At 72.3% G+C, this 18,493-nt stretch carries 13 protein-coding genes; 11 read left to right on the forward strand and 2 right to left on the reverse strand.

Annotated elements, in window-relative coordinates; genetic code table 11:
* The first annotated feature begins 3 nt into the window (after positions 1-3).
* From AC5RVZ_RS11320 to AC5RVZ_RS11330, 3 genes are all read left to right on the forward strand, one after another.
* The gene (locus AC5RVZ_RS11320) at positions 4-1,443 is read left to right on the forward strand and encodes an alpha-amylase family protein (protein WP_494065853.1); all 1,440 of its coding nucleotides are present in this window, start codon (positions 4-6) and stop codon (positions 1,441-1,443) included.
* Between the two features lie 145 nt (positions 1,444-1,588).
* Positions 1,589-2,056, forward strand: a complete 468-nt coding sequence (locus AC5RVZ_RS11325) for a GNAT family N-acetyltransferase (RefSeq protein ID WP_494065854.1) — start codon at positions 1,589-1,591, stop codon at positions 2,054-2,056.
* A 176-nt stretch (positions 2,057-2,232) separates the two neighbouring features.
* The gene (locus AC5RVZ_RS11330; RefSeq protein ID WP_494065855.1) at positions 2,233-3,690 is read left to right on the forward strand and encodes an HNH endonuclease signature motif containing protein; all 1,458 of its coding nucleotides are present in this window, start codon (positions 2,233-2,235) and stop codon (positions 3,688-3,690) included.
* A 23-nt stretch (positions 3,691-3,713) separates the two neighbouring features.
* Here the strand turns inward: AC5RVZ_RS11330 and AC5RVZ_RS11335 are convergent, their stop codons facing one another.
* Entirely contained in the window at positions 3,714-5,072 is a 1,359-nt protein-coding gene (locus tag AC5RVZ_RS11335; protein WP_494065856.1) for a hypothetical protein, read from the reverse strand.
* Complete coding sequence (locus AC5RVZ_RS11340; protein WP_494065857.1) at positions 5,069-6,691, reverse strand: beta-N-acetylglucosaminidase domain-containing protein; 1,623 nt, start codon at positions 6,689-6,691, stop codon at positions 5,069-5,071. Before AC5RVZ_RS11340 ends, AC5RVZ_RS11335 begins: the two co-directional genes overlap by 4 nt.
* Positions 6,692-6,721: 30 nt before the next feature.
* Here AC5RVZ_RS11340 and AC5RVZ_RS11345 point away from each other — a divergent pair, with 30 nt between their 5' ends.
* From AC5RVZ_RS11345 to AC5RVZ_RS11380, 8 genes are all read left to right on the forward strand, one after another.
* Positions 6,722-8,518 carry an alpha-galactosidase gene (locus tag AC5RVZ_RS11345; protein WP_494065858.1) on the forward strand — a complete coding sequence of 599 codons (1,797 nt, stop codon included), beginning with the start codon at positions 6,722-6,724 and terminating at the stop codon, positions 8,516-8,518.
* Positions 8,515-10,362 (forward strand): MBL fold metallo-hydrolase, encoded by a 1,848-nt coding sequence (locus AC5RVZ_RS11350; RefSeq protein ID WP_494065859.1) that lies wholly within the window; start codon positions 8,515-8,517, stop codon positions 10,360-10,362. Before AC5RVZ_RS11345 ends, AC5RVZ_RS11350 begins: the two co-directional genes overlap by 4 nt.
* Positions 10,359-11,387: a LacI family DNA-binding transcriptional regulator gene (locus AC5RVZ_RS11355; RefSeq protein ID WP_494065860.1), complete on the forward strand. Its 1,029-nt coding sequence runs from the start codon at positions 10,359-10,361 to the stop codon at positions 11,385-11,387. The genes AC5RVZ_RS11350 and AC5RVZ_RS11355 overlap by 4 nt, the downstream gene beginning before the upstream one ends.
* A 26-nt stretch (positions 11,388-11,413) precedes the next feature.
* The gene (locus AC5RVZ_RS11360; RefSeq protein WP_494065861.1) at positions 11,414-12,295 is read left to right on the forward strand and encodes an aminoglycoside phosphotransferase family protein; all 882 of its coding nucleotides are present in this window, start codon (positions 11,414-11,416) and stop codon (positions 12,293-12,295) included.
* A gap of 119 nt (positions 12,296-12,414) precedes the next feature.
* On the forward strand, positions 12,415-13,377 hold the full coding sequence (locus tag AC5RVZ_RS11365; RefSeq protein ID WP_494065862.1) for an ROK family protein: 963 nt from the start codon (positions 12,415-12,417) through the stop codon (positions 13,375-13,377).
* A complete protein-coding gene (locus tag AC5RVZ_RS11370; RefSeq protein ID WP_494065863.1) occupies positions 13,370-13,948 on the forward strand; it encodes a D-sedoheptulose-7-phosphate isomerase in 579 nt (192 codons plus the stop codon). Before AC5RVZ_RS11365 ends, AC5RVZ_RS11370 begins: the two co-directional genes overlap by 8 nt.
* A complete protein-coding gene (locus AC5RVZ_RS11375; protein ID WP_494065864.1) occupies positions 13,945-16,650 on the forward strand; it encodes an alpha-mannosidase in 2,706 nt (901 codons plus the stop codon). Before AC5RVZ_RS11370 ends, AC5RVZ_RS11375 begins: the two co-directional genes overlap by 4 nt.
* On the forward strand, positions 16,647-18,491 hold the full coding sequence (locus tag AC5RVZ_RS11380; RefSeq protein WP_494065865.1) for a hypothetical protein: 1,845 nt from the start codon (positions 16,647-16,649) through the stop codon (positions 18,489-18,491). The genes AC5RVZ_RS11375 and AC5RVZ_RS11380 overlap by 4 nt, the downstream gene beginning before the upstream one ends.
* Positions 18,492-18,493 lie beyond the last annotated feature (2 nt).

Below are 18,493 nucleotides of genomic sequence, written 5' to 3' on the forward strand. Positions count from 1 at the left end.
AGCATGACCGGCGTCTCGCTCCTGACGTACGCCGACCGCCTCGCGGGGAACCTGCCCGGCCTCGGGCGGATGCTGTCGGACGAGCTCTCGGTGTTCTCGGGCGTGCACGTGCTGCCGTTCTTCACGCCGTTCGACGGCGACGACACCGGATTCGATCCGATCGACCACACCGCGGTGGATCCGCGGCTGGGCGGGTGGGCCGATGTGCGCGCCATCGCCGCGTCGCGCGAGGTGACGGCCGATCTCATCGTCAACCACGTCTCCAACCGCTCCGCCGAGTTCGAGGACTGGCTGGCGCGTGGTCGTCGCTCGCCGCACGACGGCATGTTCCTGACCTTCGACCGCGTCTTCCCCGGCGGCGCGACCGAGGGCGACATCACGGCGTTCTACCGCCCGCGTCCGGGACTTCCGTTCACGCCGTACCGTGCGGCCGACGGCACCCGCCGTCTCGTCTGGACGACGTTCCTGCCGTCGCAGGTCGACATCGACGTCACGCATCCGGCGGGGATCGGCTACCTCGAACGGCTCGCCGACACGCTGGCGGCCGGCGGGGTCGGAACGGTGCGACTGGATGCCGTCGGCTACGCCGTCAAGACGCCCGGCACCGACTCCTTCATGACCTCGCGGACGCTCGAGTTCGTGGCGCAGGCGGCAGAGCTGATCCGGGCACGCGGGATGCGCGTGCTCGTCGAGGTGCACGCGCACCATTCCCAGCAGCAGGCGATCGCGCCGCTCGTCGACCTCGTCTACGACTTCGCCTTCCCGCCCCTGCTGCTGCACGCGTTGCGCACCGGCTCGGCGGCGCGGATCGCCGAGTGGCTCGGCATCCGGCCGGCCAACGCGGTGACGGTCCTCGACACGCACGACGGCATCGGCGTGATCGACGCCGGTCCTTCGGGCGACCGTGCCGGACTGCTGTCGCATGACGAGATGGCCGAGGTGTTCCGCGCCGCGCATGAGGCGACGGGCGGACACTCGTCGCTCGCGTCGGTGGTTCCGGCGTGGATGACCCTGCCGCATCAGATCAACGCCACGTTCTTCAGCGTGCTGGGCGGCGACACCCGACGGATGCTGCTCGCGCGGGCGCTCCAGGTCTTCCTTCCCGGCGAACCGCAGTTCTACTACGTGGGCCTCCTCGGCGGACTGGACGACCGCGAGCTCTTCGGGCGCACCGGTCAGGGCCGCGACGTCAATCGCCACGTCTACACGCCGGACGAGATCGCCCGGGCGCTCGAGACGGAGGTGACGCGCGGCCAGCTGGCCCTGGCGGAGCTGCGACGGCATCCCGTCTTCGACGGTGCCTTCACGTGGAATGCCCCGGACGCGGCGTCCCTCGTCCTGCGCCGCCGCGGCGGCGGACACGAGGCCGAGCTGCGGGTGCGATTCGACGACCCGGACTTCGAGATCACCTTCGACGGCGCCCCGGTGCGGCTCGGGTCCTGAGACGGCCGGCCGGTCAGAACGGAGGAGATGGCCGGTCCCGAGGAAGGATCCGCGGCGAGGCATCCTCGATTCCGCTCATTCCTCGGTTGCGAGCACCGGCCGCTCGGATGCGGGACGGCGCTCGTCCCCGCGATAGCGTCGAGTGATGGGTGTGACCTTCCGCGAAGCCGACGAGCACGACGTCCCGGCGCTGGCTCGCATGCGCAGCGCCTCGACGAGTGAAGGCGGCAAGCCACTGCTCGTCGATCACGCCGAGTACGAGCGCCGACTCGCCGCCTGGTTCGCCGCGCACCGCCTGACACACCGCGCCTTCGTCGCCGTTGCGGATGAGACGGGTGAGGCTGTCGGCATGGCCTGGCTCGCCGTGCAGGACCGTGTGCCGACGCCCGGCGTCGATGGAATCCGCACCTCCGCCGACATCCAGAGCGTGTACGTCGAACCCGAGCACCGCGGGCGCGCCGTCGCTCGGAGGCTCGTCGAACACGTGCTGGAGATCGCCGCGGCGGATGGCGTCGAGCATGTCACGGTGCACTCGCGTGCGCGCGCCGTGCCGGTGTACGAGCGGGCGGGCTTCGCCCACTCCCCTGAGCTGCTGTGGTGGCAGCCCCTCTGACGCGGCCGCCGCACCGGCGAGGCGGAGAAAGCCGCGGCGCTCATTCGCGCTCCGCGATGGGCGTCGGCGAACGCGTCGGTTCCTCCACAGGTAGTGCTTCGTAGCGCTATCCACAGTCTAGTTTTGACGCGTTGATCTGGGCTTTGGATGTCGGTGGCCATCGGCAGAATGACGGTATGACGCACCTGGCCGACACGCTGGCGAAGCTCCGCAACGCGGTCTCCGAGGTTGCGGCGGCCTCCTACTCGCCTGAGGGCGTGCGGGCGATCGAGTCGGATCAGGTGCTGGAGATACTGGCGGCTGCGGCCGCGATCCGGCGGAGCGCAGAAGCGATGATGGTCGAGGCGGTCGCGCACCTGTCCGATCGAGATGGCGCCGTTCCGCACCCCGATCGAATCACGGTCCGATACGGATGCCGCAACATGGCAGAGCTGATCCAACGGGCCACGCGGGTCTCCAGCCGCACGGCGGCGGAAGTGATCGTCGCCGCCGGGGCGGTGCGGCAGCAGACGACACTGTCCACCGGTGAGATCCTGCCTGCCACCTTTCCGGGCATGCGCCAGGCGCTCGCCGGCAGCGCGGTGGGAGTGGACGGCACCGTTGCGGTCGCCGGTGCGTTCCGCGGCGTTGCGACCGGTCGAGAAGAACTCCTCGCCGCCGACACCGAGCTGGCCGCCGCGGCACGAGGTGAGGGGGCGGATGCCGCGCCGCCCGCGTCCGCCGACCAGCTGCGCGCGTACGCCGCGGGCTGGGCGGCCTACCTCGACCAAGACGGCACCGAGCCCGACGACACCACGGCGTTGCGTAGACGCGGATTCACCATCGGCCGCCGCCGTGATGACGGACTGGTCCCGGTCCGCGGCGACCTGATGCCAGAAGTCGCCGCGCAGCTGCAACGCGGGTTCGACAGCATCCTCAATCCCAAGGTGGACCGGACCTCCGTCGCCGGTCCCCGGTTCAGCAGCGCCGACGGCGCCGGTCCCGGCGAGGGCGACGGCGACGGCGACGCAGACGAGCCGTTGGATGAGGCGGCGGACCCGCGCACGCGGGCTCAGAAGCAGCACGACGCCCTCGCGACGATGCTGACCGCCGCCGCCGGTTCGGGCACTCTGCCGACGCTCGGCGGCGCGGCGCCGACTCTGGTCGTGGCGGTGCGGGAAGAAGACCTCGCCACCGGCCGCGGCGTCGCGCATCTGCCCGGCGACGACCAGCCCATCCCGCTCGCCGCCGCCCGGCACATCGCCTGCACCGGCGCCATCCACCGCGTCGTGCACGGACGCAACGGGCGGATCGTGTCGCTGACCACGCTGGACCGGGTGTTCAACCACCACCAACGCCGAGCCATCATCTCCCGCGACGGCGGCTGCGTCATCCCCGGCTGCCACGTGCCACCGCAGTGGTGCGAGATCCACCACGTTCATGAGCACGCCCGCGGCGGACCGACCCACACCGACAACGGCGTGCTGCTGTGCTGGTTCCACCACCGCACGATCGACGCCGGCGGCTGGGGAGTCCGCATGACCGACGGCATACCCGAGGTCCGCGGCCCAGGATGGTGGGACCCCTCACGACAATGGCGGCCCGCCACCACATCCCCCACCCGCATACGAGATCGACTCCCCGTCCGCAGCTGAGGCGTGCTCGGTTCACACCGAGGTCACTGTTCGGCTTTGAACAGCTCGTGCAACAGCGTTACGACGTGGTCGACGAGCAGCTCACCTGCGCCGGCCGCGACGCGACACGCGTCGACCACCTCGTACCCGCCCTCGTCGAACGCCGCGCGCGTCGGCACGTACCACAGCATCCCGTCGGTGTAGCCGGCGATCAGGGTCATGGCGGCCGGCGACCGCTCCTTGACCATCACCCCGAGCTCGCTGAAGAGCTCGGCCGGGATGAACGCGATCGCGATCTCTCCGATGCGAAGAGCAGACACGTCGGCGTCGATGGTGGGCTCACCGCCTGCGGCGAGCGCACGCACCACGAGTTGCGCCTCGGCGACCTTGAGATCCAGCCACCACCGGGTCGGGTCGGCCGGGTCTCCGGCATCCCGCGCCGCGACGAGCTTCGCCAGCTCTCGCTCCGCCTCCGGAGTGGATGCCGCGCCGCGGCGAGGAAGCGACACTGTCAGCCGCCGCGCGTCGAGCGGCGTCGGGCGAACCGGCACCGCGGCATCCGACGCGCGGGCCGCCGCAGCAGCAAGCGCTCCGCCGATCGCCTCGGGCCTCGACCAGTCGGGCCGCTTGTCGGGCGGATCGATGTCACCGGCGGCGCCCTGCAGGAACAGCGCGCGCCCGCTCATCCGGCGCTCGAGCTCGGCGCGGAGGACGCCCGGGAAGTCAGCGCTGATGCTGCGCACGGAGTGCTCGAGCGAGGACGGATGGCAGGCGTACGAGACCAGCGACGCCACAGTCGCGGACTCGTCGCCGCCGACCGCCGCCGGCACCGCGTCGAAGCGGAGGACCTGCAGCTCTGGGTCCACGTGCCCGGACGGGTTCGGCGCGAGATCGATCGAGCCGTCGGATCGGGGGCGGCGTCGATTCACGCCGACCCGCGCGGTCTCGGAGCCCGCAGCGACGGTCACCGGCACACGCGCGGCATCCGCGGCGCGGACGCACTCGCCCACGGCCTTCGCGAGCTGACGACGGTAGGCGGCGGCCTCCGGACTGTCGCCGCCGGGCATGTCGCCGCGCTCGGCGGCGACAGGACCGTAGTGCGTATGGCTGCACGCGAGGAACACGGCGCCCGGAGGGATGCCGGTGGCCGAGCCGATCGCCTCCTTCAGCCCCGCCACCAGTTCGTCGCTGTACAGGCCGATCAGATCGAGCGTCACCACGGCGAAGCGCGTGCTGGGCTCCTCACCCGCCCCGCCGGGCGGGGGATCGTCGGCGAGGACCAGGGCCGTGACCCAGAGATCGTCGTGCACATCGGTCGCCGGACCCCGGCCGACGAATCCCGACAGCGGGATGCCGGGAGGCGGCGTGATCACCGCCCGGCCGGTCCCCGCCGTGAAGGTCACCGGTCACCCTGCCGCCGCGCGTCCGCGCGGCTGCTCCGCTCGCTGATGCGCTGCAGCACCGCTCGTACGAAGTCGGGAACCACGTCGACGGCGACCTTGGCGTCGTGCGCCTCGGCTCGAGCCAGCGCCGCCTCGATGTCCGCGGGCGAGATATCGCCTGCCCGGTCATCCAGCGCCACGAGGCCCTCGAGCGCCGCGAGCCCCGCAGCGGCCATGTCGCCTGCCGCCGCGAGCCACGGCCGCAGGGACCCGGCCGGTTCGCGCTGCGTCGAGACGTCCGCGACCGTCCGCAGCTGCTCCAGCAGGGTCCGCAGCGCATCGGTGCCCGCGCCGGCGAGCGCGGCGTCGGCGGCCGCGGACAGTTCGGGATCCATGGGCGCCCCGGGCGGCCACGACGACAGCGTGCGGACGAGCGGCGCGAGTGCCGCGGCATCCGGTCCGGCGACGAGGCGCAGCGCTGCCGCCGCGGCACGCCGGGGGTCGTAGCCGGCGGGATTCCAGGCCCAGTCGGCGAACGCCACGATGCCGAAGCACCCGGGTGCGAACTCGACCATCGGGTTCGACCACGCGCCCTGCAGCGCCGACCCCTCGATCTCGCCGGTCCGGCCGACGAGGGGACCGAGGAAGGCGCGCCCACGGTCGAAGTCGTTGACCGGGAAGTTGTCCCACAGCAGCAGCCGGTCGCCGAAGACGGCCGCCGCGGCGTCGATGTCTTCACGCGAGATCTCCCCCACCACGATGTCGCGGCCGGTCCACCACACATACGTCTCGTCGGGCAGGCCGGCGGCGAACGCCGTGCGGTAGTCCGAGGCCTCGGTGCCCGCATAGTCGGTGGGCACGACGAGCAGCTCGGCGTCCGGCCGGCGAGGCTGGAGCACGTCCTCCAGGAATCGCCGCGCGGTGAGAGCGTGCGCGGCGCCGAGGGCCGCCGCGTCGGCGCCGAACCTCTCGCGGTCCGCGTCGTGATTCAGCACCATCGGGACATCGTCGAACAGCAGGGCGACGCCGGCGATCCCGGCATCCAGCAGCTGGCGCGCCTTCGCCGCAAGCAGCTCGTGCTCGGCCTCGTCGGAGAAGACCATCGACCCGGCGGGATGGATCGCCACCACCACGTCGACGCCTTCCTCCGCGCCCACGTGCGCCAGCTCGACGAGCCGCGCCAGGTCGGCGTCGGGATACGGCTCCCGCCACCGCTCGCGATGCCAGGGGTCGTCCTTCGGGGCGTACACGTACGAGTTCAGCTTCACCCGCCCCGCCAGCCGGAGTGCCGCGAGCCGCTCCTGGTGTGACCACGGTTCTCCGTAGAACCCCTCGATGATGCCGCGACGGCCGAGCACCGGCGCGTCGTCGACGGCCACGGCCGCGACCGCGCCGCCGTTCGCCGCGGCCAGCTCCGCGAGGGTGGCGCGAGCATGCCGGAACCCGCGGGGACCGGATGCCTCGACGCGGGCGCGCCCGTCCTCGACGTTCAGCCGGTATCCCTCGGGCGCGAGGTCCTCGACGGTCGCCTCCTCGATCGGGAGTCGATCCAGCGACCACGCGCCGCCGGCCGACGTCCTCTCGTGGCGAGGCAGCGGAACGATGGGCGCACCGCGGACGTTCGTCTCCACTTCGAGCACATGGGAACGTTATCACATAGACTGTCGGCCATGAGCTCCACTCCCTCGATGACGAGCGATTCTTCTCGGCGTGTGGTCCGCGGAGCCGGTTACTCCCTCTCGTGGCGGACCGGCGAGAACGGGCTGGTGAAGTCCCCGTATTTCGAGCTCGCGGACGGTGACGGCGCCGAATGGATGCGCGTCTGCGCGCTGTCCAGCGCCCACACCCGCGGCGCCCGCGACGAGAGCATGCGCCTGTCCGAGCCGGAGGTCCGCGTCGAGGCGGACGCGATCGTCGTGAGCGTCCGCACCGACTCGAGCGCGTGGGAGGAACGGGTCCTGGAGCTGCGCTGCACCGCCGACGCGCTCGAGGTCACGCTGCAGGCGCGAGGCGCCGGCGATCTCACCGACGTCACGATCCTCGGCGGCGACGGCATCCTCCCCACCGGTGCCAGCGGCACCTTCCGGTCGGGCTTCGAAGCGCAGTCGCTGTACGTCCCGAGTCCCACCGAGCCGGTCGCGTTCGTCCGCCCGGTGTGGTCGGCGGCGTCCCTCGGGGTCGTCGGCGACGCCGACCCGGGCCGGCTCAACGGCATCTTCTCGCCGCCGCCGCTCGCCCTCGCCTTCGGACGGGACCCGGCCACAGATCCTTTCTCGCCCGGAGGCGGCCCGTGGCTCGCCGCCTGGCTGCGCGCACCGGTCGATGAGCTCCGCTTCACCACCATGCGCTTCGACCCGGTCGACGGCGGCGGCCTGCTCCGCCTCGGATACGAAGGCCATGTCAGGGTCGACGGCCTCTGGCGGTCCCCGACCGTGGTCATCCGCCCGGTGGCGTCGCCGGCCGAGGCGCTGCGCGACTACCGCGCGGACCTGGTGCGCACGGGCTGCGCGCCCCACGGCGCACCTCGGATCACGCCGTGGTGGCTCGAGCCGATCTTCTGCGGCTGGGGGTCGCAGGTGGCCCGCGCCGACGCCGGCGGCAAGGGGACGCTGTGGGCTCCGGACCTGTGCCGCCAGTCCATCTACGACGAGTTCCTCGAGACGCTCGCCGCGGCATCGCTCGACCCCGGCACCGTGATCATCGACGATCGATGGCAGGCCGCGTACGGCACCGCCGAACCCGACACCGACGCGTGGCCCGACATCCGCGGCTGGATCGACGAGCGACACCGCGAGGGTCGCCGGGTGCTGCTGTGGTGGAAGGCCTGGGACCCGGCGGGCCTTCCCGCCGAGGAGTGCGTGACGGATGCCTCGGGGCGGCCGATCGCCACCGACCCCGGCAGCCCCGCGTACCTCGCGCGCCTGGACGGCATCATCGAACGCCTGCTGTCTCCGGAGGGACTCGACGCCGACGGCTTCAAGGTCGACTTCACGCAGCGCACGCCCAGCGGAACCATGCTGCGGTCGGCTCCCGACAGCGACGGCGTATGGGGCATCGCGGCGCTTCACCGCCTCGTCGCGCGGATCCACGCCACCGCCAAGCGCATCAAACCCGACGCGCTGGTCATCACCCACACCGTGCACCCGTCGTTCGGCGACATCACCGACATGATCCGCACCAACGACGTGCTCGAGCACGACGTGACCGGGCGGCCGGTGTCGGTCGCCGCCCAGCTGCGAGCCCGCCATGAGATCGTCGCGGCGGTGCTGCCAGGGCATCCGGTCGACACCGACCAGTGGCCGATGCCCAACCGCGACGAGTGGCTGGACTACGCCCACACGCAGGGCAGCCTCGGCGTGCCGGCGCTGTACTACATCGAGCAGGTCAAGGACGGCGAGCCGATCGACGCCGAGCACCTCGCCGCGATCGGCCGCACCTGGGAGAGATACCGGGAGAGCCTGGGATGACGGTCACGGCGATCGCGCGCGGCGTGTGGCGCGTCGCCGACACGTGCCATGTGTACCTCATCGTCGACCCCGACGCTCGGGAAGGCGAGCGGGATGCCGTCGCCATCGACTTCGGCTCGGGACTGGCCCTCGAGCACCTGGCGGGTCTCGGCATCCGGCGCATCACGGATGTGCTGATGACGCATCACCACCGCGACCAGGGGCAGGGCCTGCCGCTCGCCGTCGAGCACGGTGCGCGGATCCACGTGCCGCCGGTGGAGATCGAGCTGTTCGCCCGCGTCGAGGAGATGTGGGAGAGCCGGCAGCTCGACAACGACTACAACCTGCGGCAGGACCGGTTCTCGCTGCTGGCGTCGGTGCCGGTGCACGCGACGGTTCCGGAGTATCGCCACATCGAGTGCGCCGGGGTGCGCATGCTCGTCCTGCCCACTCCCGGCCACACCGTGGGCTCGGTCACCTACCTGCTCGACCGCGACGGCGAGCGCATCGCCTTCTCGGGCGACCTGGTGTACGCGCCGGGCAAGGTGTGGTCGCTCGCGGCGACGCAGTGGTCGTACACCGAGAACGAGGGCGCCGCGATGACGGTGCTCAGCGCCCTGCTGCTGCACCGCTACCACCTCTCGGCCATCGCGCCCTCGCACGGCGACGTGATGCGCGATCCCGATCACGCGCTCGAGCTGCTCGCCCAGACGATGCAGCAGTACGTCGACTCCCGACGGTCGTACCCGTGGGACCTGCGCGCCCGCCTCGAGGACCCGTTCACCGCCGTCACGCCGCACCTGCTGCTGAACCGCACGTCGATCTCGTGCTCCTACGTGCTGCTGTCCGAGACGCGCGAAGCGCTCATCATCGACTACGGCTACGACATGACGACCGGCCTGATCCTCGGCCAGGAGCGCGCCGCACGCCGGCCGTGGCTGGCATCCCTCCCGGCGCTGCGGGAGCTCTTCGGCGTCACCCGCATCTCGGTCGCGCTGGCCACCCACTATCACGACGATCACGTGGCCGGGCTTCCGCTGCTGCGCGAGATCGAGAAGACGCAGCTGTGGATCCCCGAGAACGTCGCCCCCACGCTCGCCGATCCGTGGCGCGAGGACCTTCCCTGCCAGTGGTACGACCCGATCCCCGCCGACCGGATCATCCCCCTCGAAGAGCCGTTCACGTGGAACGAGTACACGATCACGGCGCACGCGCAGCCGGGGCACACGCTGTACGCGGTGGCGTACAGCCTCACCGTCGACGGCGTGAAGGTCGTCTTCACCGGCGACCAGCAGGAAGGACTCGGCGGCCGCGACGGTCGGCGCGACATCCTGAACTACCAGTACCGCAACCTCTTCCGGCTCGGCGACTACGTCAAGAGCGCGGAGCTGTACCGGAGGATCGGGCCGGGACTGATGGCCAGCGGTCACTGGGATCCGCGATGGGTGGACGAGGAGTACCTGACGTATCTCGGCGAGGCCGGCCGCGCGGTCGACGACCTGCACGAGCGGCTGCTGCCGGGCGAGGCTCTCGCGATCGGGCCCGCCGGTCAGGCGGCGCGGCTCCTGCCGTACCGGCGGAGCGCGGTCGCCGGCGAACCGGCGGACTACACCGTGGAGATCCGCAACCCGCTTCCCTCGCCCGCGCGCGCCCGAGTCACCCCCGTGCTGCCGCTAGGCTGGCGCTCGTCCGAGTCCGAGCTGGAGGTCGACCTCGGACCCGGCGAGGAGTCTTCTGTGCAGCTGACCGTGACACCCGCGTCCTCCGGGCGCAGACAGCGGATTGCGATCGACGTGGCGATCGGCGACCTGCGCCTCGGTCAGCACGCCGAGGCGCTGCTGGACGTCGCGGAGTCGCGGTCGTGACCGAGCAGCGCCCACAGCCACCGATCCGGCCCACCATCCGCGAGGTCGCCGACGCGGCGGGCGTCTCGCGGTCGACGGCATCCCGCGCCCTGTCGGGGAACGGCTACGCCGCACCCGAGGTGCGCGAGCGGGTGCGGGCGGCCGCGAAGGAGATCGGGTACGTCGTCGATGCGACCGCGCGGAGCCTGAAGCAGCGCACGAGCAGGTCGGTCGGCGTCCTGGTGTCGGATCTTCGCAACGTCTTCTACGCCGAGCTCGCGTCGGGGATCGGCGAAGAGGCCCGCGCCCACGGACGCACCCTCGTCCTGGTCGACCTGCGGGGCGACAACTCCGACGAACTGGAGGCCGCCGAAGCGCTCGTGGCCTCGCGCGTCTCGGGGGTCATCGCGACGCCGGTGTCGGGCCAGCTGAACGGGTTCCTGCGTCGCATCGGGGTGCCCCTCATCGAGGTCGACCGGCGCTTCGACACGCAGGCCACCGACGCCGTCGTGGTGGACAACCGCGCCGCGGCGCGCGACACGACCGCGCGCCTGATCGCCGCCGGTCACGAGCGCATCGCGCTGCTCATCGACGAGACGGAGTGGACGACGGGCGAGGAGCGCGAGCGCGGCTACCTCGACGCGCTCGCCGCACGCAGGATCCGCGCCGACGACTCGCTCATCGTGCAGGCGGGCTGGGATGCCGACGAGGCGATGGCCGCGGCGCGCCGCATCCTTTCGCGACCCGATCGCCCGACGGCGGTCTTCGCGGCGAACAACGTCCTGACCGAGGGCACCTGGCGGGCCGCGTCGGCCCTGGGCCTGCGCATCCCCGGCGACGTGAGTCTCGTCGGCTTCGACGACGCGCCGTGGATGAGCATGGTGCAGCCGGGGGTGTCCACGAGATCACAGGATGCCGGGGCTCTCGGCGCGACCGCGATGCGGGCCCTGCTCGAACGCATCGACATGCCGGAGGCGCCGGTGCGCACGATCGTCCTGCCCACCCGGTTCGTCGACCGCGGCTCCGTCGCCGCCCCGCCGGGCTGAGCCGGCGCGACCTCTAGGGTGAGTCGGTGACGTCCGAGCCGATCTCCGCCGACCGCATCGACGAGACGCTGGTCGGCGAGCTCGTCGCCGAGCAGTTCCCGCACTGGAGGCACCTGCCCATCCGGCCCGTCGCGCACAGCGGCAAGGACCACCGCATCTTCCGGCTCGGAGACGGGCTGAGCGTGCGGCTTCCCAGCGCGCCGGACTACGTGCCGCAGGTGCGGAAGGAGCAGACGTGGCTGCCGCGCCTCGCGCCGCAGCTGCCGCTTCCGGTCCCGACCGTGGCCGGCGTCGGCGAGCCGTCCGACCGGTTCCCCGCGCCGTGGTCGGTGTACGAGTGGATGCCGGGGACACCGGCCGCCGTCACGCAGATCGCGGACTGGGCCCGCTTCGCCTCCGACCTGGCGGACTTTCTGATGCGGCTGGGCGAGGTGGATGCGACTGGCGCCCCGGAGCCGGGCCCGCACAGCGCGTTCCGCGGTGTCCCGGTCGCCCACTGGGACGACGAGGTGCACGACATCCTCGACCGCGTCCAAGGGCGCGAGCGCGACCTCGCCGCCGGCATCTGGCGCGACGCGCTGGCCGCCGTCGACGACCACCCGCCGCGGTGGTTCCACGGCGACGTGTCGGTCAACAACCTCCTCGTGCGCGACGGCGAGCTGACGGGCGTGATCGACTTCGGCTGCTCCGGCGCGGGAGACATCGCGTGCGACACGGTCTTCCGGTGGACGGCGCCGACCGCGGCCGCGCGCCGGCAGTATCGGCGGGACTACGCCGTCGACGAGGCGACGTGGGCGCGCGGCCGCGGCTGGGCGCTGTGGAAGGGCCTCATCATGATCACCAACAAGCCGCCCGGTCAGGCCGAGTTCGCCCGCCACGTGCTGGACCAGCTCTTCGCGGACCGCTGAGGCGCGCGGCCGGCGTTCCGCACGCGTCGGCGGTGTGGCGACGCCGATGACCCCTTGCTACGATGTGGGAACGATGTCACATCGGCGCGGATGGTCGTCGCGCAGGGCCGGAGGAATGTATGGCAACGCAGCACCCGGTGCTCGCGCTGGACATCGGCGGCACGAAGCTCGCCGTCGCGATGGTCACGCCTGACGGACGCACCCACGGCTGTCTCATCGAGCCCACCGAGAAGCATCGCGGCCCCGACGCCGTGATCGCCCACCTCTTCGACATGGGGCGCCGCAGCGTCGCGGCGGCGGGCCTGGGCGACGCTGGTGCCGTCGGGATCAGCTGCGGCGGCCCGCTGGATGCGACCGCCGGTGTGCTCACCGGTCCCCTGCACCTGCCGGGGTGGACCGACGTGCCGATCGTCGCGATGGCCTCCGCGGCGTTCGGCGTGCCCGCCGTCGTCGAGAACGACGCCACGGCGGCCGTCCTCGGCGAGCACCGGTACGGCGCGGCGCGAGGCGCCGCGATCGCGCTCTACCTGACGCTGTCCACGGGGGTCGGCGGCGGCGCGATCATCGACGGCCGGCTGCATCGCGGCGCCGCGGGCAACGGCGGCGAGTTCGGCCACCTCATGGTGCGTCCCGGCGGCCGCCGCTGCGAATGCGGACGGCGCGGATGCCTGGAGGCGTACGCATCGGGGACGAACATCGCCGTCCGCGCGAACGAGGTCCTCGCCGCCACCGCGCGTCCCTCGTCCCTGCGCGGGCTTCCCGCCGTCCGCGCCGAGCACGTCTCCGCCGCCGCCGCTGCCGGCGACGCCCTGGCCGCCGAGATCTGGGACGAGACCACGGCGCTGCTCGGCCAGGCGGTGACGGACCTCGTGAACCTCTTCGAGCCGCACGTCGTCGTCCTCGGCGGCGGCGTCACGCGTTCCGGCGCCATGCTGCTCGATCCCGTGCGCGAGATCGTGCGCGTGACGGCGATGCCGCCGGCCGCGCGCGCGATCGTCACCCTGGCAGGGCTCGGCGACGAGGTCTGCGTCGTCGGTGCCGGAGCCCTCGCCCTCGACCTCGTGGAGGCCGCCCGTGTCTGACTGGCTCGACGACCAGCTCGACGCCCACATCCGCACCGCGCAGGACGCGCAGCCGCTGCTGGACGACGTGCGCGCCGTCGGCCGCGCGCTCGTCGATGCGTTCGCCGCCGGCGGGACGCTCTACACGTTCGGCAACGGCGGCAGCGCGGCCGACGCGCAGCACTTCACCGGCGAGCTGATCGGGCACTACAAGCGCGATCGTCGGCCGCTGCCAGCCGTCGCCCTCACCACCGACGCCACCGTGTCGACCTGCATCGCGAACGACTACGCGTTCGAGGACGTGTTCTCCCGGCAGGTGGAGGCCCTCGCGCGGCCCGGCGACGTGGTCGCGGCGTTCACCACCAGCGGCCGCTCGGCCAACGTCGTCAAGGGTCTCGTCGCAGCGAAAACGGCGGGCGCCATGACGCTGCTCTTCGCCGGCGGCGACGGCGGGCCGTCGCTCGCCCACGCCGACCACGCCTTCCTCGCACCGTCGACGCAGACGCCTCGCATCCAGGAGCTGCACACCTTCCTGCTCCATGCGCTGTCCGAGATCCTGGATGCCTGGGCCGCAGGAGAGGAGCCGGCATGACCGATTCCACCGTCCCGAGCGAGCGCGCCGGCGTCGCCGAGCACCTCGACGCCGCGATGGCCGATCTGGTCGAGGAGCCGCGAGGCGTCGCGCCCGATCACCCGGCCGTCACGGAGCAGGACCGCCGTGCGCCGGTCGCGAACGCGCCGTCCGGCGAGCAGCCCGGTCATCTCGCGCCGACGCCGCGGCCGGCGGCGACGCCCGACCGCACCCTCCACATGATCGGCAACGCGCACCTCGACCCGGTGTGGCTGTGGCCGTGGCAGGAGGGCTACCAGGAGGCACGGGCCACCTTCGCCAGCGCGCTGGACCGCATGGACGAGTACCCCGACTTCGTGTTCACCTGCGACCAGGTGGTCCTGCTGTCGTGGGTGGAGGAGCAGGACCCGGAGCTCTTCTCTCGCATCCAGGATCGCGTCGCCGAAGGTCGGTGGGTCAACGTCGGCGGGTGGTGGGTCGAGCCGGACTGCAACATGCCCATGGGCGAGTCGTTCGCACGCCAGGGCCTGTACGGCCAGCGGTACCTGCAGGCCCGATTCGGCCGGATCGCCACCGTCGGCATGAACGTCGACCCGTTCGGCCACAGCGCCGGCCTCCCGCAGATCCTGCGCGGCCAGCGCATGGACTCGTACTGCTTCCTGCGCCCGGGGCCGCACGAAGGCGACCTCGACGACACCCTGTTCCACTGGGAGTCCCCGGACGGCTCGCGGGTACTCGCCTACCGCATTCCCTTCGAGTACTGCAGCCCCCCGGGAGATGTGTCGGGCCAGACGGAGAAGTCCCTCGCCCAGCTGGACCGGTCGCTGGGCGAGATGATGGTGTTCTACGGCGTCGGCAACCACGGCGGCGGGCCGACGAAGGCCAACATCGAGTCGATCCACCGCTACGACCGCATGGGCAGCTTCGGGAGGATGACGATGTCGTCACCGCGCGCGTACTTCGACGAGATGCTCGCCCGCGGCGAGGGCTTCCTCGGCGGCCTCACCGTGCGCCGGGACGACCTGCAGCATCACGCGCCCGGCTGCTACTCGTCCCACTCGGGCATCAAGGCCTGGCAGCGGCGTGCACAGCACGCCGTGCTGTCGGCGGAGCGCTGGGCAGCGGTCGATGTCGCCCTCACCGGTGCGGACTATCCGCGCGACGACCTCGAGCGGGCATGGAAGCAGATCCTGTTCAACCAGTTCCACGACATCCTCCCCGGGTCGGCGATCGAGCCGTCGTACGACGACGCCCGCGACCAGCTCGGTGAAGCCGTCGCCATCGCCAAGCGCATCATCACGCGCGCGCACAACCGCATCGCACGCCGGATCGACATCCCGACGGATGCCGCCACCCAGCCCGTCGTGGTGTTCAACCCGCATCCCTGGCCGGTGTCGGTCGACGTCGACATGCAGTACGGCGCGCAGCCGCGTGGTGTGCGGATCGTCGACCACGAGGGAGCCCCCGTCCTCTCGCAGGCCACCCAGTCCACCGCCACGACCGGCGACATGAGCCGCGGCGCCGTCACGTTCCGCGCCGATGTGCCGGCGCTCGGGTACGCGCTGTACCGGATGCTGCCCGGGCCTGCACTGCCGGCCGACACCGGTCTGTCGGTGTCGGAGGACGGCACCGTCATCGACAACCCCCATCTGCGGATCGAGCTCGACCCGGCAACGGGCGACCTGGTGTCGCTGCTCGACAAGGCCGGCGGCGTGGATCCCCTCGCCGGCACGCGCGGCCAGCCCCGGACGGCCGTGTGCGACGACCCCACCGACACCTGGGGCCACCGCGTCATCTCGTACGCCTGGCCGGGCGCCGCCATGACGCTCGATCGCATCGTCGTCCGCGAGACCGGTCCGCTCCGCGCCCGCGTCCGGGTCGAGCGGTCCTGGGGCGCCAGCACGCTGGTCGAGGAATACCTCCTCGCCCACGACTCCGGCGCGCTGCGGGTCGAGGTCACGGTGGACTGGCGGGAGAAGGCGCATCTGCTCAAGCTCCGCTTCCCCGTCGGCCTCGCGGACCCCTCCGCGACGTACGAGATTCCCTACGGCACGATCGCCCGTCCCGTCGACGGCGCCGAGGAGCCGGCGCAGTCGTGGGTGGACCTGACGGGTACGGTGGACGGGCGCCCGGCCGGGCTCACCGTCATCGCCACCGCCAAGCACGGGTGGGATGTCTCCCCGGCCGGCTCCGCCGGCCTGGATGCTCCCAGCATCGGCGTCACGGCTGTGCGCAGCCCCGTGTACTCGTGGCACGACCCGCGCCTGCTCGATCCCGAGGGCATCTACGCCTTCCAGGACCAGGGCGTGCAGCGGTTCGGCCTCGAACTCGTGCCGCACGCCGGCGACTGGCGCGCCGCGCAGCCGACGCGCCGCGCAGCGGTCCTCGGCGCCCCGGTGCGCGCTCAGCTGGAGTCGTTCCATCCCGGCGACCTGGCGCGGCGCGACAGCTTCGTCGACGACGGCGCGGGCGCTGTCATGGTCACGGCGGTGAAGGGCAGCGAGGATGTCCCGGACGTCGCACCGGCCGACCTCATCGTGCGCGCGGTCGAGACCCGGGGCGAGGCCGCGACGGCCCGGATCGACCTGCCGCTCGTCGGTCGCACGATCGAGGGGGACTTCCGCCCCCACCAGGTGCGCACCTTCCGCGTGCCGCTCGATCCGGAGGCCGAGGTCGTGGAGGTCGACCTGCTCGAATGGCCGCTCGGAGAACAGCCGACGTGAGCGCGACGGCGTCACTCGAGGTGACGGTCCTCGACGCCGACCCCGACGACTTCGCCGTCGACGTCGTGTCCCAGGGTGGGACGCACCGCATCGCGATCGCCTGTCGCGCGGCGGAGCCATCCGAAGCCGCCGTGCGGGTCACGGTGCGGATCGAGGGAGCGAGCGACCCGTGGTGGCTGATCCCCGGGCTGTTCTACGGCGAGAATCGGCCCGCCGGCAACGAGCGGCTGTATCCGCGCTTCGAGGCCGGCGCGCGCACGGCCGCCCAGCACGACGCCTTCGTCAGCGATGAATGGCACTTCCGCTCCGACCGCGCCGCCACCCCGGTGGTGTTCGCGTGGCCGGCACCCGGCGCGGCGGGCGTCGCGCTGTCGGCTGCCGCCGAGACCGAGCTGGGCCTCACGGGGCTCGGCTTCGCCCACCGCGACGGCGCCGCCGTGCTCAGTGCGACGTTCCCGGCGCGCGAGTTCCCGGTCACCTACTACGGCGATGCCCGGCCTCGCCCGGCGCAGGTGCTGCGTCACCGCTTCGAGCCCGGCGACTCCGCGGCGCTCGTGGTGCAGGTGCACGAGCTCTCCGCCGATCGGCACGACTACGCGCGCGTGCTGCGGGCGCTGCACGCGGCATCCGCTGCGTCGGCCGCGCTGCGCCCCTGGGTCGACGTGCCCACCGCCGCCGCGCTCGCGGCGGACGGCCTGTTGCGGTGGCACTACGATCCCGATCCCGGCGTCCTGCTCGAGACGGTCGGATTCGACCGCGAGATCACCGGCCGCGACGGCCGCCCGGTGGATCGCCAGGCGATGCACGTCGGCTGGGTCTCGGGCATCCCCTGGGCCTACGCGATGCTGCGTCACGCGGAGCGGACGGGCGGCTCGGCGCTGCGCGATGCCGCGATCCATGTCATCGACTTCTGCACCGCCGAGCTGTCGCCCAGCGGCACGCTGTGGGGCGTGTGGTACCGCGGGAGCGGGTGGACGCAGAGCTGGACGACGCACCGGCGGGGGCTGCACAGCCGCACCCTCGGCGAGGCGACGCACTTCCTGGTGCGCGCCCTCGCACTGGAGGACCGTGAGCCGTGGCGCCGAGCCGCGCGGTCGAGCCTCGACGTCGTCGTCGCCCGGCAGCGCGAGGACGGCAGCCTCGGGAGCATCCATCATGCCGACACCGGCGAGGTGCTGTCGTGGGAGGGGTCGGCGGGTCTGGCATGGGTCGGCGCGCTCGTCGAGGCCGCCGGGTGGGACGAGCGGTACCTGGATGCGGCGATCCGGGCCGGCCGCCACTATGCCGCCTTCGTCCTCGACGAGTACCTGCACGGCGCGCCCGAGGACGTCGACCTCGCCGTCACGAGTGAAGACGGCTACGTCGCCGTGATGGCCTACATGGCGCTGCACCGAGCGACCGGAGACGACCAGTGGCTCGAGCTCGCTCGGCGCGCCGCCGACTTCGCGCTCACGTTCCGCTACACCTACGACGTCACCTTCGCGCCCGGCACGATGCTCGGCGTCTACGACTTCGGCACCCGCGGCGCCGACCAGGCTTCGGCATCCAACCAGCACCTGCACGCCTACGGCCTGGTCTGCACCCGCGAGCTGCTCGAGCTGTCGGACGCGACGGCCGACGGGCACTACCGCGAGCGCGCCGTGGAGACGCTCGCCTGCTTCCGCCAGTTCGTCGCACGCTTCGACGGCGATTTCAACGCCTACCGCGGCATGGTGACCGAGCGCTACTACCAGACCGAATGCTTCCAGCCGAAGGGCATGCTGCTGACGCTGTCGCACGCATGGAGCGCCGGCGTGCTGCTTCTGGGGTGCGAGGACGCGCTGGCCGGGGACGCCGGCTGACC

Source organism: Arthrobacter sp. Cza30 (assembly GCF_059090765.1).

Coding starts and splice junctions, on each gene's coding strand:
- AC5RVZ_RS11320 (WP_494065853.1), top strand. CDS start 4: ATGACCGGCGTCTCGCTCCTGACGTACGCCGACCGCCTCGCGGGGAAC.
- AC5RVZ_RS11325 (WP_494065854.1), top strand. CDS start 1,589: ATGGGTGTGACCTTCCGCGAAGCCGACGAGCACGACGTCCCGGCGCTG.
- AC5RVZ_RS11330 (WP_494065855.1), top strand. CDS start 2,233: ATGACGCACCTGGCCGACACGCTGGCGAAGCTCCGCAACGCGGTCTCC.
- AC5RVZ_RS11345 (WP_494065858.1), top strand. CDS start 6,722: ATGAGCTCCACTCCCTCGATGACGAGCGATTCTTCTCGGCGTGTGGTC.
- AC5RVZ_RS11350 (WP_494065859.1), top strand. CDS start 8,515: ATGACGGTCACGGCGATCGCGCGCGGCGTGTGGCGCGTCGCCGACACG.
- AC5RVZ_RS11365 (WP_494065862.1), top strand. CDS start 12,415: ATGGCAACGCAGCACCCGGTGCTCGCGCTGGACATCGGCGGCACGAAG.
- AC5RVZ_RS11375 (WP_494065864.1), top strand. CDS start 13,945: ATGACCGATTCCACCGTCCCGAGCGAGCGCGCCGGCGTCGCCGAGCAC.